27 protein-coding genes are annotated in these 24202 nt (G+C 62.1%); 19 read left to right on the top strand and 8 right to left on the bottom strand.

Translation table 11 applies throughout. The features are described 5' to 3' along the window. Positions 1-118: 118 nt before the first annotated feature. Entirely contained in the window at positions 119-1036 is a 918-nt protein-coding gene (locus BLR71_RS05845) for a LysR substrate-binding domain-containing protein (protein WP_092524051.1), read from the top strand. Positions 1037-1089: 53 nt separating this feature from the next. Here BLR71_RS05845 and BLR71_RS05840 read toward each other — a convergent pair whose 3' ends face one another. Continuing rightward, on the bottom strand, positions 1090-2184 hold the full coding sequence (locus BLR71_RS05840) for a bifunctional nicotinamide-nucleotide adenylyltransferase/Nudix hydroxylase (protein ID WP_092524050.1): 1095 nt from the start codon (positions 2182-2184) through the stop codon (positions 1090-1092). A gap of 298 nt (positions 2185-2482) precedes the next feature. Here BLR71_RS05840 and BLR71_RS05835 point away from each other — a divergent pair, with 298 nt between their 5' ends. Continuing rightward, positions 2483-3388, top strand: a complete 906-nt coding sequence (locus BLR71_RS05835) for a YihY/virulence factor BrkB family protein (protein WP_092524048.1) — start codon at positions 2483-2485, stop codon at positions 3386-3388. Between the two features lie 5 nt (positions 3389-3393). Here BLR71_RS05835 and BLR71_RS05830 read toward each other — a convergent pair whose 3' ends face one another. Then, positions 3394-3573 carry a hypothetical protein gene (locus BLR71_RS05830; RefSeq protein ID WP_092524047.1) on the bottom strand — a complete coding sequence of 60 codons (180 nt, stop codon included), beginning with the start codon at positions 3571-3573 and terminating at the stop codon, positions 3394-3396. A 148-nt stretch (positions 3574-3721) separates the two neighbouring features. Between BLR71_RS05830 and BLR71_RS05825 the strand changes: the two genes are divergently transcribed. Further along, positions 3722-3994: an acylphosphatase gene (locus BLR71_RS05825; protein ID WP_092524045.1), complete on the top strand. Its 273-nt coding sequence runs from the start codon at positions 3722-3724 to the stop codon at positions 3992-3994. 45 nt (positions 3995-4039) lie between these two features. On the opposite strand, the gene BLR71_RS05820 is transcribed toward BLR71_RS05825, so the two are convergent. From BLR71_RS05820 to BLR71_RS05810, 3 genes are all read right to left on the bottom strand, one after another. After that, the gene (locus tag BLR71_RS05820; protein WP_092524042.1) at positions 4040-4981 is read right to left on the bottom strand and encodes a nucleoside hydrolase; all 942 of its coding nucleotides are present in this window, start codon (positions 4979-4981) and stop codon (positions 4040-4042) included. Positions 4982-5106: 125 nt separating this feature from the next. Continuing rightward, positions 5107-6045, bottom strand: coding sequence for a ribokinase (locus BLR71_RS05815; RefSeq protein ID WP_092524039.1), 939 nt, complete (start codon positions 6043-6045; stop codon positions 5107-5109). Beyond that, a complete protein-coding gene (locus BLR71_RS05810; protein WP_092524037.1) occupies positions 6038-6979 on the bottom strand; it encodes a D-2-hydroxyacid dehydrogenase in 942 nt (313 codons plus the stop codon). The genes BLR71_RS05815 and BLR71_RS05810 overlap by 8 nt, the downstream gene beginning before the upstream one ends. A 339-nt stretch (positions 6980-7318) precedes the next feature. Between BLR71_RS05810 and BLR71_RS05805 the strand changes: the two genes are divergently transcribed. The 14 genes from BLR71_RS05805 (at position 7319) to BLR71_RS05740 (ending at position 19031) form a co-directional block, all read left to right on the top strand. Continuing rightward, positions 7319-7585, top strand: coding sequence for an FmdB family zinc ribbon protein (locus BLR71_RS05805; RefSeq protein ID WP_092524035.1), 267 nt, complete (start codon positions 7319-7321; stop codon positions 7583-7585). Between the two features lie 50 nt (positions 7586-7635). After that, a complete protein-coding gene (gene aspS / locus BLR71_RS05800) occupies positions 7636-9420 on the top strand; it encodes an aspartate--tRNA ligase (RefSeq protein WP_092524033.1) in 1785 nt (594 codons plus the stop codon). An 83-nt stretch (positions 9421-9503) separates the two neighbouring features. Next, complete coding sequence (locus BLR71_RS05795; RefSeq protein WP_092524031.1) at positions 9504-10253, top strand: YebC/PmpR family DNA-binding transcriptional regulator; 750 nt, start codon at positions 9504-9506, stop codon at positions 10251-10253. A 27-nt stretch (positions 10254-10280) separates the two neighbouring features. Then, the gene (gene ruvC / locus BLR71_RS05790) at positions 10281-10826 is read left to right on the top strand and encodes a crossover junction endodeoxyribonuclease RuvC (RefSeq protein ID WP_092524028.1); all 546 of its coding nucleotides are present in this window, start codon (positions 10281-10283) and stop codon (positions 10824-10826) included. Between the two features lie 222 nt (positions 10827-11048). After that, positions 11049-11660 carry a Holliday junction branch migration protein RuvA gene (gene ruvA, locus BLR71_RS05785; protein WP_092524026.1) on the top strand — a complete coding sequence of 204 codons (612 nt, stop codon included), beginning with the start codon at positions 11049-11051 and terminating at the stop codon, positions 11658-11660. Positions 11661-11740: 80 nt separating this feature from the next. After that, positions 11741-12790: a Holliday junction branch migration DNA helicase RuvB gene (gene ruvB, locus BLR71_RS05780; RefSeq protein WP_092524023.1), complete on the top strand. Its 1050-nt coding sequence runs from the start codon at positions 11741-11743 to the stop codon at positions 12788-12790. Beyond that, on the top strand, positions 12787-13182 hold the full coding sequence (gene ybgC, locus BLR71_RS05775; protein WP_092524021.1) for a tol-pal system-associated acyl-CoA thioesterase: 396 nt from the start codon (positions 12787-12789) through the stop codon (positions 13180-13182). Before ruvB ends, ybgC begins: the two co-directional genes overlap by 4 nt. 88 nt (positions 13183-13270) lie before the next feature. Further along, entirely contained in the window at positions 13271-13960 is a 690-nt protein-coding gene (tolQ, locus tag BLR71_RS05770; RefSeq protein ID WP_092524018.1) for a protein TolQ, read from the top strand. 15 nt (positions 13961-13975) lie between these two features. Beyond that, positions 13976-14416, top strand: coding sequence for a protein TolR (gene tolR / locus BLR71_RS05765; protein WP_092524451.1), 441 nt, complete (start codon positions 13976-13978; stop codon positions 14414-14416). A gap of 9 nt (positions 14417-14425) precedes the next feature. Beyond that, entirely contained in the window at positions 14426-15538 is a 1113-nt protein-coding gene (gene tolA, locus BLR71_RS05760; RefSeq protein WP_092524016.1) for a cell envelope integrity protein TolA, read from the top strand. Further along, the gene (tolB, locus tag BLR71_RS05755) at positions 15538-16821 is read left to right on the top strand and encodes a Tol-Pal system beta propeller repeat protein TolB (protein WP_092524014.1); all 1284 of its coding nucleotides are present in this window, start codon (positions 15538-15540) and stop codon (positions 16819-16821) included. The genes tolA and tolB overlap by 1 nt, the downstream gene beginning before the upstream one ends. Before the next feature lie 54 nt (positions 16822-16875). Then, a complete protein-coding gene (gene pal / locus BLR71_RS05750) occupies positions 16876-17415 on the top strand; it encodes a peptidoglycan-associated lipoprotein Pal (RefSeq protein WP_092524012.1) in 540 nt (179 codons plus the stop codon). 36 nt (positions 17416-17451) lie between these two features. Next, on the top strand, positions 17452-18243 hold the full coding sequence (gene ybgF, locus BLR71_RS05745; RefSeq protein WP_092524010.1) for a tol-pal system protein YbgF: 792 nt from the start codon (positions 17452-17454) through the stop codon (positions 18241-18243). 26 nt (positions 18244-18269) lie between these two features. Beyond that, entirely contained in the window at positions 18270-19031 is a 762-nt protein-coding gene (locus BLR71_RS05740; protein ID WP_092524008.1) for a YciK family oxidoreductase, read from the top strand. 102 nt (positions 19032-19133) lie between these two features. On the opposite strand, the gene BLR71_RS05735 is transcribed toward BLR71_RS05740, so the two are convergent. The 3 genes from BLR71_RS05735 to BLR71_RS05725 form a co-directional block, all read right to left on the bottom strand. After that, positions 19134-19802: an HAD-IA family hydrolase gene (locus tag BLR71_RS05735; RefSeq protein ID WP_092524006.1), complete on the bottom strand. Its 669-nt coding sequence runs from the start codon at positions 19800-19802 to the stop codon at positions 19134-19136. Then, the gene (gene ubiG, locus BLR71_RS05730; RefSeq protein ID WP_092524004.1) at positions 19799-20614 is read right to left on the bottom strand and encodes a bifunctional 2-polyprenyl-6-hydroxyphenol methylase/3-demethylubiquinol 3-O-methyltransferase UbiG; all 816 of its coding nucleotides are present in this window, start codon (positions 20612-20614) and stop codon (positions 19799-19801) included. The genes BLR71_RS05735 and ubiG overlap by 4 nt, the downstream gene beginning before the upstream one ends. A 136-nt stretch (positions 20615-20750) precedes the next feature. Then, positions 20751-22082 carry a TRZ/ATZ family hydrolase gene (locus BLR71_RS05725; protein WP_092524002.1) on the bottom strand — a complete coding sequence of 444 codons (1332 nt, stop codon included), beginning with the start codon at positions 22080-22082 and terminating at the stop codon, positions 20751-20753. Positions 22083-22153: 71 nt separating this feature from the next. Here BLR71_RS05725 and mtnA point away from each other — a divergent pair, with 71 nt between their 5' ends. Both mtnA and galU read left to right on the top strand, forming a co-directional pair. Beyond that, complete coding sequence (gene mtnA / locus BLR71_RS05720; protein WP_092524000.1) at positions 22154-23218, top strand: S-methyl-5-thioribose-1-phosphate isomerase; 1065 nt, start codon at positions 22154-22156, stop codon at positions 23216-23218. A gap of 92 nt (positions 23219-23310) precedes the next feature. Beyond that, positions 23311-24201, top strand: coding sequence for a UTP--glucose-1-phosphate uridylyltransferase GalU (gene galU / locus BLR71_RS05715; RefSeq protein WP_092523998.1), 891 nt, complete (start codon positions 23311-23313; stop codon positions 24199-24201). Position 24202: the final 1 nt, after the last annotated feature.

Below are 24202 nucleotides of genomic sequence, written 5' to 3'. Positions count from 1 at the left end.
CTTGCATCAGATCGACGCTGCCGATTGGCACTCAGTGGGTGAGCGGCTAGAGTGACAGGCTTCGCGGGTTCGGCAGGTCCGAGCCCACGCCCAGACATGACATTGCATCGGAGTCGCGGTGAACCTCGAGACCAAGTGGCTGGAAGACTTCGTCGCCCTGTCCAATACCCGCAGTTTTTCGGCATCGGCGCGCCAGCGCCATGTGACTCAACCGGCTTTCAGTCGTCGCATCCGATCGCTTGAGCAGGCGGTGGGCGTGACCCTGGTCGACCGCTCGACCACGCCTGTCGGGCTGACGCCTGAGGGCCAACTGTTCCTGGTCACGGCACGTAACTTGGTCGAGCAGCTGAATGAATGCCTGGGACATCTTCGTGGTGTGGCCATGGATACCGAAGCATTGGATATCGTCGCCGCGCACTCGCTGGCCTTGGCCTTTTATCCGCAGTGGATCTCGCGACTGCAGCAGGGGCTGGGAGAGCTGCCAACGCGCTTGGTGGCGATGAATGTCGGAGAGGCCATCCATGTGCTGCGCGAAGGCAACTGTGATCTGATGCTTGGTTACTACGACCCTTACGCCAGCATGCAGCTTGATGCCGAAGTCTTTCCATCCTTCTCGGTGGGTCAGGTGAAGATGATCCCCGTCTGCTTGCCCGATGCCGACGGCGCGCCTCGCTTCCCGCTTTCAGGCGAAGGACAGATTCCCTTCCTGTCTTACACTCAGGGCGCCTTTCTTGGCCGTAGCGTACGCATGCTGCTCAAGAACGATCCTCTGCGCCTGAGGCTACGTACCGTCTATGAGACGGCCATGGCAGAGGGCCTCAAGGGCATGGTGATGCAGGGCGTTGGCATGGCCTGGATTCCTGACTTCTGTATCCGCGAGGAGCTCTCCAGCGGGCGCCTGGTGCGTGCTGGAGGTGAGGGCTGGGACGTGCCGCTGGAAATTCGTCTTTATCGCTGCTCACTGGTTCACAAGCCAGGGGTCGAAAAGCTGTGGCGTCAGATGATGAAGCTTCCCAGAGACTTCCTGGAAGCCTGAGCCTGCTCACCGGCCACGGCGTTTGCGGCGAACCTGCTTGGAACGAGAAGTCGTCAAGGGGAGCCGAAGCTGGCAGGCAGGCCAAGGAAGGTCTGAATGATGAAGAAGTGATCCTCGAACAGCTCTTCGGGCTCCAGATCCGCCAGTGCCACCCATCGCGCTCGCTCGCCACCCTTGGCGGGCTTGAGTTGCGGAAGCTGTTGCTCCGGGCGCAGCGCGAAATAGAAGGCTTCGGCCAGGGTGCGGCCGCGCCAGCTGCGATGCGGCTCGTCGAACAGCCGTTGCCCTCGCAGCGAGCCCTTCAGTACCGGTGTCGGCACTTTCAAGCGCACCCGTTCCCTAAGCTCCCGCAGACAGGCGTCCAGCAGGCGCTCATGAGGGTTGATGAACCCGCCCGGTAGCGCCAGCAGGCCCTTGCCGGGGGCCGCACTGCGCTTGACCATCAAGACGTGTCCCGACTGCACTACCACCGCATTGACCGTCACGAATATGGGTGGATAGGGCGCTTCTGCCCAGGCGCTGCGATACTGCTGAAGCAGCTGCTGTTCTTCCAGCAAGTGCTGATAGTGTTGACTGCTGGTGAAGGCTTGGAGCGTGTCGAGCACGCCGGGAGGCAGGTCGTGGGCGGCGCCGGTAGAGGCGTAATCGCTGGCGGCAGCCATCGAGCGGAATAGCCGTTCGCGTATTTCGCTTGCTGAGATGCCCTCGACCAGCGGCACGCTCACCGATTCCCACTGGGGAAAAAGGGTCAAGTAGTAGCTCGATTGGCCACGACTGGCGCCGATCAGCCCGATGCGGGGGAGGCGTCCCTGGCTTGGTGAAGCGATGTCGCGCACCTTGCGCTGAACGTCACGAACCCAGACATCATCATTGTAAAGGGCATCAAGCAGTGGCTCGATTTCCAGGCGGGCATTGTCCGCCTCATCGAAACAGCTTCTCAGCATGTCGTGGCGCTCCTCGAAGCGCCACGGGTTTCGCAGGGAGCGTGCCTGCCAGGCCGAGCCGACAAGGACGATTACCTGGTGGGCACGTTTCAATGCCTCGTGTATGACCGCTCGATGGCCCAGATGTGGCGGCTGAAAGCGACCAATGAAGACCAGACAGTCGAAATCCTTATGGCAATCGGGGGTGAGCTGGGTGTGCGCCATGCGGGCTCCGTGGCTGATGACCGGGGTGCGCTAAGCTTTGTACGAAAACTACCTGCGCTCGGGCAATACGGCGTTAAAAATCAGCTCAAAATGCTCATTTACACCCCGTAAACTCCGCTTCTTCACCAATTTTTGCCTTGTCTTGCCTTCGCTCGCTGACTTTTCGCACGAAACCTAAGAGGCGCATTATCGATGCTCGTCGCCCTGCCTGCAATCTGGCGTTGGTAGCCGGCGAAGCAGACTGCCAAAGGCTCGGGTATGCTGGGTGCAGTCGATAACACTGTTGCAGGGAGCTCGCATGTTACGAACCTGGATGCTTTTCTGGTGGAAGGTGGTCCGCCATGCCGTGAATTTGTGGCTCGAGCGCAATGCCTTCAGCTATGCAGGCTCACTGGCCTTCTACACGCTGTTCTCGCTGGCTCCGACCATCATCATTGCGGTCATGATCATTGGGCTAGTGCTTGGCGAGGAGGCCGCACAAGGGCAGATCGTTTCTCAGCTGCAGGGCACCATGGGCCTCGGCGCCGCGGAGGCCATCCAGAATGCCGTCTCCCAATCGCGCATTCAGGAGTCGGGCCTGTTGCCCAGTCTGCTCGGCTTTGGTGCCTTATTGATCGGCGCCACGACCGTTTTTGCACAAATGCAGTTTTCGTTGAACACCATCTGGGGCGTCATGCCTCATCCCAGCAGCAACAGCATGTTGAAGTTCATCAAGAGCCGAGCCTTATCCCTTGCCGTGGTGTTGAGCATTGGTTTTCTTTTATTGGTCTCACTGATTCTGGGCGTGGTCTTGCGCGCGGTGTTACATGCGGCCAATGACCTATGGCCGGGCATCGGCTTCATGATTGGCGGGCTAGAGTTCCTGATTTCGCTTGCCATGATTGGCTTGCTGTTCGCTACGATCTTCAAGGTGCTGCCGGATGTGGTGCTGAGCTGGAAAGACGTCATGGTGGGGGCTTGCGTCACGGCGGTATTATTTTCGGTCGGCCGCTACGGCATTGCCATTTATCTGACTTATACGGCGACGGCATCCACCTATGGCGCCGCCGGTTCAGTGGTGTTGATTCTGCTTTGGGTCTACTACTCGTCGCTTATCCTGCTGTTCGGTGCAGCCTTCACCAAGTGCCATTTGCTGGCCCGGGGTAAAGCGATCGTGCCGCGAAACTCTGCGGTGCTCGTCAAGCAAGAGGTGCAAACCGGCTAAGACGATCAATAACGTGTGGACGCTTTTCCCGCCATCCTATATGTCGCCTTCTCCATTTGGGATGGCGCCTCGGGCAGCCGAACCAGCCCGAACTGCATCTCCACCGTCGCAGACCTGATGGCAAGCCCCAGCGCGGCAAGGGATAGGAAGGTGGTGCCCAGTAGGAGAAAGGTAAGAACGAACATGGCAATATCCTTTTGGCGGTGGGCGGTGTCATTGGAATATAGTCCGCTCCAGCAAAGTTGTACATAAAGTGTTCATCGGTACATCTGATGTACACCATGGGTGTTTGTTCAGCCTAGCCCCGCGTGTTGAACATCAAGGAGGCCATCAATGAGCAAGTGCTGCCTGAAGGCACTGGTCACCGGAAAGGTGCAGGGTGTCTGGTACCGCAAAGCGACTCAGCAGCAGGCGCGAAAAGCAGGGGTAACGGGACACGCGCGCAACCTGTCAGATGGGCGTGTCGAGGTGTTGCTATGCGGCGAGGCGGCCGACGTCGAGGCGGTGGCAAAGTGGCTGTGGGAAGGGCCGCCGAACGCGCAGGTCACTGATGTGGCCGTAGAAGACGTCGAATGGCAGGATTTCGACGCCTTCTTCACACTTTAGGCAACGTCCAGGTCGCTACATTCCTTGAATAGCTTGGGATAACAGCTATTTTAGCGTACTGACGATCCAGTCAATCACTGCGGGTCCGTCTGCGCTCAGGCAGGCGGTGACCACCGGCGTCTGCGACCATCGCGGTGCCATGAACTCGCGGCCTTCAGGAGCGAACACCGTCTGCCCTTCGGCGACACCTTCGGTGGCCACGTTGAGATGGCCCTTGGCGGTGGTGAAAAGCTCGGGCTTGATGAGGTAGGCCAGCGCGCAGCTGTCGTGAGGGCAGCAGCCGTCGATGCCCAGCGCCTGCTGATAGAAGGCCCGGTAGAAGGCATAGCTCTCGGCAAGCACCCGGCCAAGTTTGCCTTGGCCCGCGGCGATGGCGTCCATGTCCTTGGGTGCCAGAACGCAGCGGTGAGTCGCATCCAGTCCCACCAGCGTCAGCGGCCAGCCGGCGCTAAGCACCCGGGCCGCAGCATGTGGGTCATTGAAGATATTAGCCTCGGCGACCGGGGTGACATTGCCTCCTTCCTTGATAGAGCCCCCCATGACGATGACCTGCTTGACCTTCTCGGTAATGCTCGGGTCGAGCTGCAGTGCCGCGGCCAGGTTGCCGAGGGGACCCACGGCAACCAGACTGACGTCGCCGGGGCGCGCGTTGACGGTGTCGACGATGAATTGAGGCGCGCTGATCGCAAGGGCACTGCCTTTTACATCGGGCAGATCGATGTTGCCAAGGCCATTGGCGCCGTGGATATGCGCCGGTGCCGGATGCTTGGGCTTGACCAGCGGTGCGGCGGCACCCTGGGCGACCGGGATCTTTTGCCCCGCCAGCTCGCCAAGCAGCAGGGCGTTATGGGTGGCGGTCTCGATATCGACGTTGCCGTACGTGGTGGTCATGCCCAGCAGCTCGATCTCGGGGTGGGCAAGCGCAATAGCGATGGCCTGAGCGTCGTCGACGCCCGGGTCGGTATCAAAGATGATCGGTTGGCTCATGAGGGCTTCCTTGGCCGAGCGGGTCAGTACCCGCGCATCAGTGTAGTGAGAGAGTCCATGCCGAGCCGTCTCACTGGATGTGGCTCGACAGGTGACTCGCTAGTAAGACTCGCCAGCTAGCTATATTAGTGACGCTTGAGCGACAGCGCCGGCCATTCTGCCAGTGCTTCATCGACGGCATGGGCATCGGGGATGCTTGGCGCGGCGCCTTCGCGCTGTACACAAAGCGCCGACGCCGTGCTCGCCCGGCGCAGGCAGGTCTCGACGTCTAGGCCGGCAAGCCGTGCGGCCAGGAAGTGGCCGATGAAGGTATCGCCAGCGGCGGTGGTGTCCCGGGCTTCGACGCGATAAGCGGGCAATTCGAGCCGGACGTCGCCGTGCTGATAGCAGACACCGTCACTCCCCAGGGTCAGCACCAGCTCTATGCTCGGCAGGCGCTCGCCGAGTGCCGCGAGCAAGGCGTCGGCGCTGGTGCCTTCGGGCAGGCCGACCAGGGCCGCAGCCTCACCGCGATTCACGAACAATAGCTGACAGGTCGAAAGCGGCAGCTCGTTCACGGCGGCGTGCATCGGTGCCGGGTTGAAGGCTATCGACAGCCCCTTGGCATGGGCTTGCTCCATGGCGCGCGCCAGGCCGTTGGTCTCGTTTTGCAGCAGCAACCAGCTATTGGGTTCGGCATTGTCGATTCGCCTGTCGATGTCGGCATCGGCAAAGCCGTGGTTGGCTCCCGGATAAAGGATGATGGCATTTTCGGCCTTGTCATCGACCTGAATCAGGGCATGGCCGCTAGGTTCATCGACGAGGTCCAGCGCAGCGGTGCCTACCCCGGCATCGGTGAGTTGCCTGTGTGCCCAGTCGTCGCTCAGGCCGAGACGCCCCCAGTGCTCGACGCGACCGCCCGCCAGTGCCATGGCGAGTGACTGGTTTGCGCCCTTGCCGCCGAGTACCTGCTGATAGCCGGTACTGGCCAGCGTCTCGCCGGGGCGAACCAGGTGGGGGACGCGATAGACGTGGTCGATGTTGATAGAGCCCAGGTTGTAAAGTGGGCGAGAGGTGTCAGGCATCTAAATTTCCTTGCCAGGCGCGGATATTGTCCACGGTCAGCCGGACCACATTGGCGCGTGCCTCGGGTGTGATCCAGGCATTGTGCGGCGTCACGATCAGGTTGAGCGGCTCGCCTAGGGCCTCGATCAGGGCGTGGCCGTCGCGTGGGGGTTCCGCCGGAAGCGAATCGACCCCGAGACCGCCCAAGCGCCCTTCACGCAGCGCCTCTAGGGCCGCCTGTTCGTCTATGATACCGCCTCGTGCACAATTGATCAGCAGCGCATCGTCCTTGAGCCGCTCCAGCAGGGCAGCATCGACCAGATGTCGGGTCTGCTCGGTCAGCGGACAGTGCAGGCTCACGACATCGGCCTGGGGTGCCAGCTCATGAAGGCTGGGGCGTTGATCGTCGGTCTTGCCGGGGCGGGCGGCGAAGCTGACGCGCATCTCGAACGCCTCTGCCAGCGCCGCGACCCGGGAGCCCAGTTCCCCCTGGCCGACGATGACCAGGTGCTTTCCTGAAAGCTGCAGGGTGCGGTGATTCAACAAGCAGAAGAAGGCGCTCTGCTGCCAGGCGCCGTCGGCAACATCGCGCTGGTAGAGCGGAAGCCGATTGGCCAGGGCCAGCATCAGCATTAGGGTGTGCTGGGCGACGCTGGCGGTGCCATAGGCGGTGACGTTGCGCACCTCGATGCCCAGCCGCTTGGCGGCCTGCATATCGATATTGTTGGTACCGGTCGCCAACACGCAGATCAGCTTCAGGCTGGGCAGCGCCTCGAGAGTCTCGGCACTCAAGAGCACCTTATTGACGATGGCGATACTGGCGCCGTCCAGGCGTTCCAGGCAGTCATCCGAGGCAGTGGTGTCATGGACCGTTAACGTATCGACGGCATCACGCAGCGGGCTCAGGTCGATATCATCGCCGAGGCTGGCGGCATCAAGAATCACGGCTTTCATTGAAGGGTCCTGATCAGATTGTGGGGTAGTGAATCGGGTAGAGGGCGAAGAACGATGATAATGCGCGCTTGCTCGCCTTGCCCGTCAGGGGGCGCAACACGCTATAATGTCGCGCTTTCGCAGCAGGCTTGGAAAGCGCCTTGGCCGCCCTGATATTGTTTCAAGGCATGAGCGCCAAGCCGGCCACTGGCCCCGCGTTGTCGCAGTGCGGTGTACCTAAGCTGTCGCTATGCCAGGTACTATTACATGTACTATGTAAAGTTCTATGCAAAGTACTTAGTGCTAGCAAATGTGATCAAACCGTTGTGCTTATGTAGTCGTGCTCAGGAGAGTTGAACGATGCCCATCTATGAATATGAGTGCAAGGCCTGTGGCCATCGCCTGGAAAAGCTTCAGAAAATCAGCGCCGACCCGCTGACCGATTGCCCAGCCTGCGAGAAGGATTCGCTTCAGCGGCTGATCAGCGCGGCGGGCTTCCGGCTGGCCGGCAACGGCTGGTACGAGACCGATTTCAAGTCCGGCAGCAAGAAGAATCTTGCCGGCGAGGGCGGGGCGGATTCTAGCGCCTCACCCAAGACAACGGCCAAGGACGGAGCGGCGGCCTAAGCGCCCCGTCCTTCTTTATTATTCGATAACGCAACAGAACAGGATTTGACATGCGCAGCCATTATTGCGGCCAGCTGAACGAGACTCTGGTGGACCAGCAGGTCACCTTGTGCGGCTGGGTTCACCGCCGCCGTGACCATGGTGGGGTAATCTTCCTCGATCTGCGCGACCGTGACGGTTTGGCGCAGGTGGTGGTGGATCCCGATACCGCCGAAGCCTTCGCGACCGCCGACCGCGCACGTAACGAATTCGTGCTGCGCATCACCGGCCGCGTTCGCCCGCGCCCGGAAGGCACCCAGAACCCTAACATGCCGACCGGTATGATCGAGGTGCTGGCCAAGGACGTCGAGGTGCTCAATACCGCCGCGACGCCGCCGTTCCAGCTCGACGAGCATGGCAAGGTCGGTGAGGAAACTCGCCTCAAGTATCGCTATATCGACCTGCGCCGTCCGGAAATGATCGACAAGCTGCGCCTGCGTTCGCGGATCTCGCACAGCGTGCGCGCCTTCCTGGAAGGCCAGGGCTTCCTCGACATCGAGACGCCGATCCTGACCCGTGCCACGCCGGAAGGCGCTCGCGACTATCTAGTGCCCAGCCGCACCCACGCCGGCAGCTTCTTCGCGCTTCCGCAGTCGCCGCAGCTGTTCAAGCAGCTGCTGATGGTCTCCGGCGTCGATCGCTATTATCAGATCGCCAAGTGCTTCCGTGACGAGGACCTGCGTGCCGACCGTCAGCCGGAATTCACTCAGATCGATATCGAAGCTTCCTTCGTCGAGGAAGACGACGTCATGGCCATCACCGAGACCATGATCCGTCAGCTGTTCCAAGAAGTGCTCGACGTTGAGCTGCCGCTGTTCCCGCGCATGCCCTATGCTGAGGCCATGAGCCGCTTTGGTTCCGACAAGCCTGACCTGCGCATCCCGCTGGAGCTCACCGATGTCGACGACCTGATGAAAGACGTCGACTTCAAGGTCTTCTCTGGCCCGGCCCAGGCCGAGGATGGTCGTGTGGCGGCACTCAAGGTGCCGGGCGGTGCCAAGCTGTCGCGCAAGGAAATCGACGAGTACACCAAGTTCGTCGGCATCTACGGTGCTCGCGGTCTGGCCTGGATCAAGGTCAACGAGCGCGCCAAGGGCATCGAAGGCCTGCAGTCGCCGATCGTCAAGTTCATGGACGGCATCATCGAAGAGCTGCTCGACCGCGTCGAGGCACAGGACGGCGACATCATCTTCTTCGGCGCCGATAACGCCCGCATCGTCAACGAGGCGATCGGTGCGCTGCGCGTCAAACTGGGTGAAGATCTCGAGCTTTATACCCGCGAATGGGCGCCGCTTTGGGTCGTCGACTTCCCGATGTTCGAGGAAGACGGCAACGGCCGCATGCAGGCGCTTCACCACCCGTTCACCGCACCGTCCTGCGATGTCGACACTCTGCGCGACCGCCCGGCCGAGGCGCTGTCCAAGGCCTACGACATGGTGCTCAACGGCACCGAACTGGGTGGCGGTTCTATCCGTATTCATGACCACGGCATGCAGCGCGCGGTACTCGACGTGCTGGGCATCGGCGAAGAAGAAGCCGACGAGAAGTTCGGCTTCCTGCTAGACGCCCTGCAGTACGGCGCGCCGCCCCACGGTGGCCTGGCCTTCGGCCTGGACCGCCTGGTGATGCTGATGACCGGTGCCAAGACGATCCGCGAAGTCATTGCCTTCCCGAAAACCCAGAGTGCCGCTTGCCTGATGACCGACGCACCTGGCGTGGTCTCTCCGACGCAGCTTAAAGAGCTCAATATCCGCCTGCGTCAGAAAGCCAAGCCCGAGGCCGAACAAGACGCTTGAGTCTCTGCTAGCTTCTGATGCACGCAATTCCGAACCGCCGGCGCCCTTGGGCGCCGGCGGCGCATGAAAAGGAGGTTTTTTTCATGGCCGGACATAGCAAATGGGCCAATATCAAGCATCGCAAGGCCGCACAGGATGCCAAGCGCGGCAAGATCTTCTCCAAACTGATTCGTGAACTGACGGTCGCCGCCCGGCTGGGGGGTAGTGAGCCAAACGACAACCCGCGCCTACGCGCGGCCATCGACAAGGCGCTTGGCAACAATATGACCAAGGACACCATCCAGCGTGCCGTCGACCGAGGGGCCGGCAACACCGATGGCGATGCCATGGAGGAAACCGTCTACGAGGGCTACGGCCCGGACGGTGTCGCCGTGCTGGTCGAGTGCATGACCGATAACCGCAATCGTACCGTCTCGGAAGTGCGTCATGCGTTCTCCAAGCATGGTGGCAATCTGGGCACCACCGGCTCCGTGTCCTTCATGTTCCATCATCAGGGGCGGCTACAGTTTACCGATGGCACCAGTGAAGAAGCGCTGATGGAGGCCACCCTGGAGGCCGGCGCGGAAGATGTGATCAGCCATGAAGACGGCAGAATCGAAGTCATTACCCAGCCGGGGGATTTCTGGACGGTCAAGGAAGCACTGCTCGAGGCAGGTCTCACGCCATCATACAGCGAGATCGACAAGTATCCTGACAACTACTCGCCAATCGACGACGTCGAGGTGGCGCAGAAGGTCATCAAGCTGGTGGACATGCTTGAGGATCTCGATGATGTGCAAAACGTCTATTCCAACGCCGATTTCGACGAGGCCGTTCTTGAACAGCTCGAATAACGGAGTGACCAATCAGCAGGTCTGCTCATGCTGATTCTGGGTATCGATCCGGGGTCGCGCATCACCGGCTATGGCGTGCTCGATGTCAGCAAACCCAAGCCGGTGTACGTGGCCAGTGGCTGCATTCGCCTCAAGGACGATGACCTGGCTCAGCGGCTGGCTCAGTGCTATGCCGGCATCAGCGAACTGATCGCCGTGCATCGACCGGCGGAATTCGCCATCGAGCAGGTGTTCATGTCCAACAACGCCGCCTCGGCGCTAAAGCTCGGCCAGGCGCGTGGCGCTGCCATCGTCTGTGCCGCCAACCATGGGCTGCCGGTCAGCGAATACGGGCCACGGCAGATCAAGCAGGCGGTCACGGGCACGGGGGCGGCCGATAAAAGCCAAGTGCAGCATATGGTAACCGCCGTATTGGGGCTCTCGGCAACGCCCCAGGCGGATGCCGCCGATGCTTTGGCTATCGCCCTGACGCATGCTCATGCCCGGCTCGGCCTGGTCCAGCAGGGCGCCTTCGGCGGCCGCAACTCACGCCAGTCACGCGGCAAGAGCTGGCGGGACTACCGCCCCGGCTGATATGCCGATAGCAAGAAGACCCACCGCTGAAACACGCTGCATCGGGCCACCTATCTCAGGCCAGACACCGGCGGTTTTATATTATCAAACGCTGTTTGGATATACTGGTCAGCCCATGGGGCGACCAGTATAGTGATTCGGTACTTTCTCGCTCGGGCGCCGATCGAGCGCTCGCTCAAAAAGTACTCAAGAACTCCGAATTTTCTCAAGGATCGTGACGGTATGATTGGACGCCTTCGAGGCACTCTGCTGGAAAAGCAGCCGCCCGGGCTGGTCGTGGATGTGGGCGGGGTAGGCTATGAGCTCGAAGCCTCCATGACGACCCTGCTGGCCCTGCCCGGTGTCGGCGAAACGATACAGTTGCACACTCACCTTACCGTACGCGAGGATGCGCACCTGCTATTTGGCTTCGCTCGTGAGAAGGAACGTGCCCTGTTCAGGGCGCTGATCAAGGTCAATGGTGTCGGCCCCAAGCTGGCTCTCGCCATCCTCTCGGGCATGGATGAAGACCAGTTCATTCGCTGCGTGATGGATGACGATATCAAGGCTTTGACGCGGTTGCCGGGCGTCGGCAAAAAGACCGCCGAGCGTCTGGTGATCGAAATGCGCGACCGTTTCCCGCAGTGGACCCAGGCAACCGAGAATGCCCTGGCCGGCCTCGAACAAGCCGCTACAGGCGCCTCGGCAAGCGACTCTCGCGCCGATGCCGAAGCCGCTCTGGTGGCGCTGGGCTACAAGCCCACCGAGGCCGCCAAAATGATCGCCGCTCAGGATGAGGGCCTATCGACCGAAGCCCTGATCAAGGGCGCGCTGGCACGCAAGTTGGCGGGTTGATGATTGATGACTCATGGCAAAAGTGAGCGCATGCGCTTCAAGGCAGTTTCCACACAGCGCCTCCAGCCAATGGAGGCCACATGATTGACAGTGATCGGCTGATCGCCGCTCAGCCCCGCGAAGGGGAAGTGCCGATCGACCATGCCATTCGCCCCCAGCGGCTGGCCGACTACATCGGTCAGCCGGCGGTGCGTGAGCAGCTCGATATCTTCATCAGCGCCGCACGAGGTCGCGGTGAAAGCCTCGACCACACGCTGGTCTTCGGCCCGCCCGGTCTTGGCAAGACCACCCTTGCCAACATCATCGCCCATGAGATGGACGTCGATATCAAGTCCACGTCGGGCCCGGTGCTCGAGCGGGCAGGGGATCTTGCCGCCATGCTGACCAACCTGCAGCCCGGCGATGTGCTGTTCATTGACGAAATTCACCGCCTGTCTCCGGCGGTGGAAGAAGTCCTATATCCGGCCATGGAAGACTTCCAGCTCGATATCGTCATCGGCGAAGGGCCAGCGGCACGCTCGATCAAGCTAGATCTACCGCGCTTCACCCTGGTCGGTGCGACGACTCGGGCCGGGCTTTTGACCTCGCCGCTGCGCGACCGCTTCGGCATCGTTCAGCGGCTCGAATTTTACAGCCTCTCGGAACTCACCGAGATCGTCACCCGTTCCGCGCGCCTGCTAGGGGTCGAGGCGGACCAGGCGGGTGCGGCCGAGATCGCTCGTCGAGCGCGGGGCACGCCGCGTATCGCCAACCGCCTGCTGCGCCGGGTGCGCGACTTCAGCGAGGTGCGCGGCAGCGGTGTGCTGGAGGCCGAGATCGCCGACCAGGCACTGAACTTGTTGAACGTCGACTCCCACGGTCTCGATCATATGGACCGGCGGCTGCTACTGGCGATGATCGAGAAGTTCGAGGGTGGTCCGGTGGGCGTCGACAGTTTGGCAGCGGCGATCAGTGAGGAGCGCGACACCATTGAGGACGTCATCGAGCCCTATCTGATTCAGCAGGGCTTCATGATGCGCACCGCCCGAGGGCGAGTCGTGACGCGTCAGGCCTATCTGCATTTTGGCCTGAGCCGGGATGACGGCATGTCGCCGGATGAATCGACACCGATGCAAGAGGGCGGGGCATGAGTGAGTTTCAGCACCCAGTCACCGTCTATATCGAAGACACCGATGCGGGTGGCATCGTCTACTACGTCAACTACCTGAAGTTTATGGAAAGGGCCCGCAGCGAGTGGTTGAAGAAGTGGGGCATTACCCAGCGCGCACTGCTCGATGAGAATATCCAACTGGTGGTGCATCGTCTGGAATGTCGCTATGCCAAGCCTGCCCGGCTCGACGATGAGCTCAGCGTCAGCGCCGAGGTCAGGGCCCACAGTGGCTGTCGAATGAGTTTCGATCAGGTCGTGCGACACGGGGGTGAGCCTTTGTGCCATGCCACGGTCGACATTGCCTGCTTGGATGCCAATAGCCTCAGGCCCAGGCGCTGGCCTGCCAGCCTTGGCAAGGCACTGTCAGCTTGAAGAAATGAGTCGCCGGCCTGTAACGCTAAGGTGCAGGTTCGGCCCGATGTTTTCGTATGACGAACGCGTTTGATAAAAGAGGACTCCCGTGAACGACTCCATGTCCATTCCCCATCTGATCATGAACGCCAGTGGCGTGGTGCAGTTCGTGATGCTGCTGCTGATCATCGCCTCGGTGCTGTCCTGGGTGGTGATCTTTCAGCGCAGCTTCGTACTGCGTCGTGCCAAACGCGCCCATAAGGACTTCGAGGACCGCTTCTGGTCAGGTATCGATCTCAACGAGCTCTATCGCGAAACCCCGGCTGAGCAGGAAACCCAGGGGGCCGAACACGTCTTCCGCTCCGGCTTTCGCGAGTTCAATCGTCTTCTTCCCAAGACGCGTAACCCCCAGTCGATTCTCGAAGGCGTTCAGCGCTCCATGCGCGTCGCCTGGTCGCGAGAGGAAGAACGCCTGAACCTGCACCTGATCTTCCTGGCTACCGTCGCCTCCGCCAGCCCCTATATCGGTCTGTTCGGCACCGTCTGGGGCATCATGGGGTCCTTCCAGAGCCTGTCGATGACGCAACAGGCCACGCTTGCCACCGTCGCCCCCTGGATCGCCGAGGCCTTGATCGCCACCGCCATGGGGCTGTTCGCGGCGATTCCGGCGGTTATCTTCTATAACCGCTTGTCCGCCGCGTCCAACAAGCTGCTCGGCAAATACGAAGACTTCGCCGAAGAGTTTCATTCCATCCTGCACCGCAACCTCCAGGGGCGCGGTGACCAGGATGCGGCCTGAGGGAGTAACGCCATGATGCATGGTCCGTTTCACCGTGGCGGCCGCGGCAAGCCGATGGGCGAGATCAACGTGGTGCCCTTCATCGACGTGATGCTGGTGCTGTTGGTCATCTTCATGATTACCGCGCCAATGATGACGCAGGGTGTCCAGGTCGAACTGCCCAAGACGGCGTCCGAGCCGATTGCCGATATCGAGGACCAGGAGCCGGTGATCGTCTCTGTCGACCGCGAGGGTAGCTATTACATCTCTGTCGGTGACGATAAAGCGGCGACCAGCCTCGAGGATATCTCCGACAAGGTGATTGCTATTCTTAATCGGCGCCCCAATACCCCGGTACTGGTTCGCGGGGACCGCAATGTGCCCTATGGTCAGGTCATCTCTCTGATGAGCACATTGCAAATAGCCGGCGTCAGCGATGTCGGCCTGATTTCCGAACCGCCGTCCGCCGACAATTAAGGAGCACGCATGGCCAGACATGACTCCCGAGTAGGCTACGGCCTGCCGGTGGCCCTGGCGCTTGCCCTGCACGTCGGGGTCGTGGTGATCAATGTGCTGGAATTTCCGACCTCCGATGAAGAGCAGAGCTCGGCGACGGTGGTCAAGGCGACGCTGGTCAGTACCGAAACTACCACCGACCAGGCGCAGCGTGCCGAAGCTGCCAAGGCCCGTGCCGCCGATCGCCAGGCCCAGGAAGAGGCCGCTGCCGAGCGTCAGCGCCAGCAGGAAGCCGAACAGGCGGCGGCAGAGCAGCAAGCTCAGCAAGCGGCCGAGCAGGAAGCTGCGCGTAAGGCCGCCGAAGAGGCACGTAGTCAGGCCGAGGCCGATGCCCAGCGCCGTGCCGAAGAAGCCGCCGCCGCCGAAGCCCGCCGCCAGCAAGAGGAGCAGGCACGCCAGGAGGCTGAGGCACAGCGCCAGGCCCAGGCCGAAGCCGAACGTAAGCGACAAGAAGAGGCTCGCCGCCAGGCTGAGGCCGAGGCGGAAGCCAGGCGCCAGGAAGAGGCCCGCAAGCAGGCTGAAGCCGAGGCAGAGGCCAAACGCCAGGAAGAAGCACGCCAGCAGGCCGCAGCTGAGGCAGAAGCCAAGCGCCAGGAAGAGGCGCGCAAGCAGGCTGAAGCCGAAGCCGAACGCAAACGTCAGGAGGAGGCTCGCCGTCGAGCCGAGGCAGAGGCCGAGCGCAAGCGCCAGGAAGAAGCCGCCAAGCGTGCCGCCGAGGCGGCCAGCAGTAGCTTGGATAGCGCCATTGCCGGCGAGGAAGAAGCCATCGCCAATGCGCGCCAGGCGGCGCAGGCCAGCAATGGCTTCAAGGATTTAGTGCAAAGTGTCATTGAGCAGGCCTGGATTATTCCTCCTAACCTGCAGGCAGGCGTCCAGGCTACGGTACACCTGACGCTGCTGCCGACGGGCGAACTGGTCGATGTACGGCTGGTCCAGAGCAATGGCGATGCGGCCTTCGATCGCTCGGTGCTGCAAGCGGTGAGGCGCGCGGCGCCCTTCCGTGAGATGCAGGATTTGCCGCCTGCGGCCCAGCGCGACTTTCGCGAATTTAACCTGAGATTCAGACCCGAGGATGTGCGCTGATGAAACGTTATATGAGCTTGTGGTGCGGCATGCTGTTGCTGCTGATGACCAGTCTTGCCCATGCCGATCTCACCATCGAGATCACCAAGGGCAGTGACCGGGCGACGCCGATTGCAGTGGTGACCTTCGCCGAGCAGGGGGCTCAACTGCCCACGGATATTGCCAGCGTGATCGCCAACGATCTCGAGCGCAGCGGTCAGTTCAAGCCGCTGTCGCGGGACAACCTCATCGCTACACCGAGTGCCAGCAGTGAGGTCAACTATCGCGACTGGCGCGCGGTGGATGCCGATTACCTAGTGGTAGGCAAGGTCGGCACCGATGGCAGCATTCAGTACGAGCTGATGGACGTCTACGGCCAGGAGCGCATGCTCGGCAAGGTCATCAATCTCGCCGGCCCCGACCAGTCGCGGTCAGCGGCACACCGTATCAGCGACGAAATCTTCGAGGCCATCACCGGGATTCGTGGTGCCTTCTCTACCCAGATCGCCTATGTCACCTCACAGGGGGTGGGCGAGAATATCCAGTATGGCCTGCAGGTGGCTGACGCCGACGGCTACAACAGCCAGCAGATCCTGTCCTCTGACGAGCCGATTCTATCCCCGGCCTGGTCACCGGATGGTCAGAAGCTAGCCTATGTGTCGTTTGAGACCGGGCGCCCGGCCATCTATATCCAGAACCTGGCCACCAGTCAGCGAGTGCGCGTCAGCTCATTCGAGGGCATCAACGGGGCGCCTGCTTGGTCCCCGGACGGCCGCAAGTTGGCCATGTCGCTTTCCAAGGATGGCCAGCCGGAAATCTACGTGATGGATATCGGCTCGGGCAACTTCCAACGCCTGACACGCAGCGATGCCATCGATACCGAGCCGACCTGGGCGCCGGACGGTCAAAGCCTGGTATTCACCTCGGATCGCAGCGGCGGCCCGCAGCTGTATCGCTATGAGTTGGGCAGTGGAGAAGCCAAACGCCTGACCTTCACCGGCAACTATAATTCCCGTGGGCGCTTTTCACCCGATGGCGAGACGTTGTTCATGATTCATCGCGGCAGCCAGGGATTCCAGGTCGCCAAGCAGGACCTGGAGACGGGTCGCCTGGTCACGCTGACCAACTCGCGGGCCGATGAGTCACCCAGTGTTGCCCCCAACGGCACCATGGTAATCTTCGCCACCCAGCAGGGTGGTAAAGGGGTGCTCTCGGCGGTCTCGGCGGATGGCAATGCGTCCTTCCGGCTACCCGCCGCCCAGGGAGATGTTCGAGAACCTGCCTGGTCCCCGTTTCTGAATTAAACGATGATTGCGTTAATACCCAGCCAGTCACTGGCATCTTTCAAGGAGTCGAATATGCACCTTTTCCCCTATGCCAAGCATCTCGCCGTAGCCGTTTCGCTGGTCGTCATGGCCGGCTGCTCCAGCACCGGTGGCACCCAGGACGGTTCCATGGCGGGCAGTGAAGGCGCTGGCAGCACCAACGGCGGCGCGTCCAGCCAGGGCATGAATTCCGGCCAGGTCGGATCCAATAGTATGGGCATGCGGGATGGCCAGCAGGACGGCATCCCCCAGGTTCGCACCATCTATTTCGATTATGATCGCGACACCATTCGCAGTGAGTTCGAGCCGGTCATGGCCGCACATGCCCAGTACCTGCGCTCTCACCCCAACGCCAATGTGATCCTGCAAGGGCACACCGACGAACGCGGCACCCGCGAGTACAACCTGGCTCTCGGCGAGCGTCGCGCCAACGCCGTCCAGCGCTTCCTGATGGTTCAGGGCGTTTCCCCGTCACAGCTCGAGGTGGTCAGCTATGGTGAAGAGCGTCCGGCCGTGCGTGGCAGCAGCGAAGACAGCTATGCCCAGAACCGTCGTGTGGTCTTCGACTACTGAGTCGCCAGGTACCGCCTGCAGCCGATGGAGTGATACATGAAAGATGGTCTGTCTAGATTGACGCTGACGACCCTTGGCGCCGGGCTCTGCCTGGCGCTGCCACCGCTGGCGAGTGCCGCACCGGTGGTCGAGGATCTCTCGCAGGGCTCCGGTAACTTCTATCAGCGTGCCGAAGTGCGCGAGGAGTCCGGGGGCAGCCTGGTGTTGTTTAACCAGGTGCAGGAGAACCAGGAGGAAATCAAACGCCTGCGTGGTCAGATAGAAGAGCTGCGCTATCAGCTAGATCAGCAGCAAAAGATGGCGCAGCAGCGTTATCTGGAGCTCGAGAAGCTCGTTCAGTCTAATGATGCAGCGGCCTCCGCAGCGGAGCAGGCAATGGCCGCAGGTAAAGCAGAGGATGCGACGGCTTCGGCGAGTGATTCCTCCAGCGGTAGCGAGCCAACGACTAGCGCTGAAGCACGCGCCGCCTATCAGGCCGCTTTCGCCAAGGTGCAGGCACGGGACTTTCCGGCGGCCATCACGGCCTTCGAGAACTTCGTCGCTGACTATCCCGACAGCGGCCTGACGGCCAACGGCCACTACTGGTTGGGTGAGCTGTATTCAGCCCAGACCGAACTCGACAAGGCATCCGCGGCTTTCGAGAAGGTGATTCAGAACTTCCCGCAAAGCAGCAAGATGCCTGACGCCCTCTACAAGCAGGGGCTGTTGAGAGCGCGTCAGGGTAAACCCGATGAAAGCCGGGCCTTGCTTGAACGGGTACGCAATGAGTATCCCGACAGCAGTGCGGCCGGGTTGGCCAACGACTTTCTCAACCGGTCAGCGGACTGACGCGATTGGCCACTCGAGGAGCATCGATGAGCTGCAAGATCGATTATCAGGCGCGTCCTGACCTGCTGGCGGGAAGAGTGATCCTGGTGACCGGGGCCGGCGACGGCATAGGCCGGGCTGCCGCACTGAGCTACGCCCGTCATGGCGCAACGGTGATCCTGCTCGGCCGCACGACCGCCAAGCTGGAAGCCACCTACGATGCCATCGAGGCGGCGGGTGGCCCTCAGCCGGCCATCTTCCCGCTGAACTTCGAGGGTGCCACCCTCAAGGACTACCACGACATGGCCGAGACTCTCGACAAGGAGTTCGGCCGGCTCGATGGCATCCTACACAACGCGAGCCTGTTAGGACGCTTGACGCCCTTCGAGCAGTACGACCCGGCGCTGTGGGAGCAGGTCATGCAGGTCAATATCAACGGGCCAATCTGGATGACGCAGGCGCTGCTGCCATTGCTGAAGGCCGCTGACGACGCCTCGGTGGTCTTCACGTCTTCGAGCGTGGGCCGCAAGGGGCGTGCCTTCTGGGGCGCCTATGCGGTTTCCAAGGCGGCGACCGAGAACTTCAGCGAGCTGCTGGCCGATGAGCTGGAGAATGTCTCCAACATTCGCGTCAACACCCTGAACCCCGGGGCTACTCGCACGCAGATGCGCAAGACGGCCTACCCAGCTGAGGACCCGCAGAAACTGCGAACGCCGGATGAGATCATGCCGACTTATCTATGGCTAATGGGGCTCGACAGTCAGGGCCATAGCGGCGAGCGCTTCGACGCTCAGCCGCCGAAGTCCTGACATCAGAACGCTGTCTCGGGATGCAACCACAATGGCCTGGCGTAAACGCCAGGCCATTGTCGTTTGAGTCGACGTCTGGGGGAGGCAGCGCTTCAGGCTCCTTCAGTACCCTAGCGCCTTGGCCAGTGCGGCGGGCGTATCGAAGACATGATCCGCCTTCCAGGCATGAATATCTTCCACTTCATCCAGATAGCCATAACCCACCGCCACGGCCGTCATGCCGGCGGCGCGGGCGGCCTCGATATCGCGGCGATGATCACCGATATACCAGCATTCCTCGGCCGTGACGCCTAGCCGGCGCGCGGCTTCCCATAGCGGCGCCGGATCGGGCTTCTTGACCGGCAGATCATCGGCGCAGAGGAAAGCCCCCGGGGTGAGGGCCAGGGCCTCTATCAAGGGGGCGGCATAGGCGCGGGGCTTGTTGGTGACAATGCCCCAGGCTCGCGGCGGTTCGGCCCAGGCCGTGATCAAGGGTGCCAGTCCCTCGAAGAGTCGACTCTCGGCGGCCACATCCTGTCCGTAGGCGTCGAGCAAGAAGCTTCTGGCCGCATCATGATGGGCATGGTCGCTCTCGAGCCCGAGTGCCAAGGTGACAAGCGCGCTGCCGCCATTGGATACCTGAGCCCGGATCGTCTCATAGGGCAGGGCGGGCAGATCGTGGTGGGCACGCAGGGCATTGGTGGCCCGCGCCAGGTCGGGGGCGGTGTCCACCAGGGTGCCATCCAGATCGAAGAGCAGGGCACGCGGCGGATTGGGCGCTGCTTGGCTCATGTCATCTCCCGCCGGGTCTGGATCATGTAGTTCACCGAGACATCGTTGGCATCCAGGCGATAGCGACGGGTCAGCGGGTTGTAGGTGAGCCCGGTCTGCTCACCAAGGTGCAGGCCTGCGGCACGCCCCCAGCCGGCAAGCTCGGCCGGACGGATGAACTTCTTGTAGTCGTGGGTCCCCCGGGGCAGCAGGCGCAGCACGTACTCGGCACCGAGGATCGCAAAGGCATAGGCCTTGGGATTGCGGTTGATGGTCGAGAAGAATACCTGACCGCCAGGCTTTACCAGGGTGGCGCAAGCGCGAACCACGGCTGCCGGGTCCGGTACGTGCTCGAGCATCTCCAGGCAGGTGACGATGTCATAGGCGCCGGGTTGTTCGGCGGCCATTTCTTCGGCACTGGCCTGGCGATAGTCGACGTCCACACCGCTTTCTTCGCGATGCAGCCGGGCCACGGCGAGCGGCGCTTCCCCCATGTCGATGCCGGTTACCCGAGCGCCGCGGTGGGCCATGGCCTCGGCGAGGATGCCGCCACCACAACCCACATCGATGACGCGTTTGCCGGCCAGACCCGCCCGGGCGTCGATGAAGTCCAGACGCAGCGGGTTGATCTCGTGCAGGGGCTTGAACTCGCTCTCCTTGTCCCACCAGCGGCTGGCCAGGGCTTCGAATTTGGCGACTTCCGCAGCATCGACATTATCGCGATAGTCATTGCCGGAGCGGCCATCCTGGCCCCTCTGTGAGGCTTGATCCTGGGCTTGCTCTGAGTCGTCTTGCTGGATGGCGTGCTTGGACGCCTGGGATTCACTGCTCATCTGCTACTTCTCCCGCAAAATGATCGCTGGTCACACGGCTTGCCGCGTGGCCTTGAGTCGCTGTCATGGCCGTGGCGTGCTCAGCTGCCACAGCAAAAAATGGGTCTACTCGGCAAAGGCTCATGCGCATTCTGTCTCAGACGGAGCGCATGGCTCGCTCGTAGTGACGAGCCTCATGGAGCAAGGCCTGGTGATCGAGCCCGACGAGTTCCCCTGCCTCCAGACGGACGCAGCCGGCGACCCAGACATGGCTAACCTGATGACTTTGTACGGCATAGACCGCCGCCGACGCCGGCTGGTGGACGGGAACGCTGTTGAGGGCCTCGAGATCGACGGCGATCAGGTCGGCATCGAAGCCTTCGCGAAGCTGCCCACGACGCTTTTCCATGCCAAGTGCTCGGGCGCTGTCGCGGGTCGCCATGGCCAGCGCCGCCATGGCCGGCAGGGCGGCAGCGTCACCGCTAACCCCCTTGGCCAATAACGCCGCCGTTTTCATCTCATCGAACATGTCCAGGTCATTATTGCTGGCGGCACCGTCGGTGCCGAGGCCAACCGTGATGCCAGCCTTCTGGAGCCTATCCACCGGGCAGAAGCCACTGGCAAGCTTGAGATTCGACTGGGGGCAGTGGATGACGGCGGTCTCGGTCTCGCGAAGTAGCGCCAGGTCTTCATCGTCGACCTGGGTCATGTGCACGGCCTGGAAATGCGGGCCGAGCAGGCCGGCATCGAACAGGCGACGCAACGGCCGCTTGCCGTCCTGGGTCAGCCCTTGCTCGACTTCGTCCCGCGTCTCATGAACGTGCATCTGAATCGGCAAGCCGAGCTGTTCGCGGGCCTCGCGCAGTCTGCCCAGGCTGGCATCGCCGACCGTATAGGGTGCATGGGGACCAAAGGCCAGTGAAATCAGAGAGTGATCACCCAGGCTGGCCTTCAGTGCCTCGGTCTGGCGCACGCCACTCTCGAAGTCCTTCGACCAGGGGGTGGGAAAGTCGATCAGCGGCGTGCATAGCTGCGCGCGCATGCCGGCTTGTTCGACCACCGGCACCACGGCCTCCGGCGCCAGGTACATGTCGGCGAAGGAGGTGGTGCCCGAGCGGATCATCTCGGCGCAGGCCAGTCGCGTGCCCGCCGCCACGAACTCAGGATTCACGTGGGCCGCTTCCGCCGGCCAAATATGCTCGTTGAGCCAAGTCATCAGCGGCAGGTCGTCGGCGAAGCCGCGCATCAGGCTCATGCCGGCGTGGTTATGGGCATTGATCAGTCCCGGCAGCAGGGCATGGTGCCTGAGGCGCAAGGTGCGCGCTGGACGAACGTGCTGGGCGACCTCGCCGATCGGCCAAGGACCGAGCAGGCGGCCGTCATCGATGGCGATGGCATGGTCCTCGAGGGTCGGCAGGCCATCACTCATGGGCAGAATCCAGCGCGCCTCGATTACCAGCTCTACGTCACGCGGTGCGTTAGATGGCATCGCATCACTCCTTCGGTATGATGGCCCCATTCTACCCGCTCCTGCTGATGCTTGCTTGCCCCGGAGAGACCATGACGGCCCACCTGACCCCGATTCGCTGGTGCGATGACGACAGCCTCGAACTGCTCGATCAGCGCTGGCTGCCAAGCCGACGCGAGACGCTGCGAATCGACACCGCCGAGGCAGCCGCCGAGGCGATCACCGCTATGGTAGTGCGCGGTGCGCCGGCGATCGGCATTACCGCGGCCTATGGTGTCGTGCTGGCCGCACGCCAGGCCACGGGGCCGGAGTGGCCGGCCAGGCTGGACGCCGCCATGACAAGGCTTGGCGCTTCGCGTCCCACGGCGATCAACCTGTTCTGGGCGCTGGAGCGTATGCGGGCGGTGATCACGGCGCATCGCCATGCCGATGCGCCGCCGGTCGAGCGGCTCCTCGAGACGGCCCGAGACATCCAGCGCCAGGACCTTGCCGACTGCCTGGCGATGGGGGCATACGGTGCCGAGCTGCTCGCCCGAGAGGCGCCCAAGGCGGTCATGACCCACTGCAATACCGGGGCCTTGGCCACCGGCGGCCATGGCACGGCGCTCGGCGTGATCCGCACCGCCTGGGACCGTGGGCTGATTACCCATGTACATGCCAATGAGACACGCCCCTGGTTGCAGGGCGCTCGCCTGACCGCCTGGGAACTGGCCGAGGAGCGCATTCCCGTGACCCTGGCGGTAGATTCGGCGGCCTCGCTGCTATTGGCTCAGGGCAAGATTGGCTGGCTGATCGTCGGCGCCGACCGGGTGACGGCCAATGGCGATGTGGCCAACAAGATCGGCACCTTTGCGCTGGCCGTGCAGGCGCGACACTTTGGCGTCAAGGTGATGGTGGTGGCACCCACCAGCACCTTCGATGCGAGCCTGGCTAGCGGCGATGACATTCCTATCGAGACCCGAGAGTCCCGTGAGCTGACCCACCAGGGCGAGCGTGTCGTGGCCCCCGACGGCATCGATATCTACAACCCGGTGTTTGATGTCACTCCGGCGGGGCTGATCGATGTCATCGTCAGCGAAAAGGGGGTCATCGAATCGCCAGATCGCAACAGTCTGGCGGCTTGGCTGGACGCGTCCGACCCGGGTGGCTTCGCCTGACGGTCGGCTATGCCATAATGCAGGGATTCGCTCATCGAACAGATGGTTATAGCAAACGCTACTATTCAAAGTTGATATCGAAAAGGACTGCCATGATTCGCAAGGCTGTGTTGCCCGTCGCTGGCCTAGGTACTCGCTGTTTGCCGGCTTCCAAGGCCATTCCCAAGGAAATGATCACCATCGTCGACAAGCCGGTGATTCAGTACGTGGTCGAAGAGGCCGTGGCCGCCGGCATCAAGGAAATCGTGCTGGTGACCCACTCGAGCAAGGGCGCCATCGAGAACCACTTCGACAAGCATTTCGAGCTGGAAACCACCCTCGAGGCCAAAGGCAAGCTAGAGCTGCTCGAGGAGCTGCGTCATATCATCCCCGATGACGTCAAGATCATCAGCGTGCGCCAGCCCGAGCCGCTGGGGCTCGGCCACGCGGTGCTGTGCGCTCGACCGGTGATCGGCGATGACGAGCCCTTTGCCGTCCTGCTGCCCGATGTGCTGGTCGACAGCCAAGGCCTCGATCAAAACGACCTGGCCGGCATGATCCAGGCATTCGAGCAAAGCGGCCAGTCGCAGATCATGGTCGAGAACGTGCCCAAGGAGATGGTTTACAAGTACGGTATCGTGGCTCTCGAAGGCGATATCCCGGAGGCCGGCCATTCCGCGCCGATGGCCAGCGTGGTCGAGAAGCCCGCGGTGGAAGATGCGCCCTCCAGTCTTGCGGTGATCGGACGCTATCTGCTGCCGGGCTCGATTTTTTCGCTGCTGGCCGAGACCAAGCCAGGTGCCGGCGGTGAAATCCAGCTCACGGATGCCATCGATACCCTGATCGCTCGTGAGGGCGTGCAGGCGTTTCGCATGCAGGGAGCGACCTATGACTGTGGCCATCAGCTTGGCTACCTGGAGGCCATCCTGGCCTTTGCCAAGCGGCATCCCAAGTTTGGCGCCGGTTTTCAGGAACTGATGCAACGCTACGTCGCAGAGGACTGAG

The sequence above is a fragment of the Onishia taeanensis genome (assembly GCF_900100755.1).
In the GTDB taxonomy this organism is placed as follows: domain Bacteria; phylum Pseudomonadota; class Gammaproteobacteria; order Pseudomonadales; family Halomonadaceae; genus Onishia; species Onishia taeanensis.
This window is presented reverse-complemented; position numbering and strand designations above follow the sequence as displayed.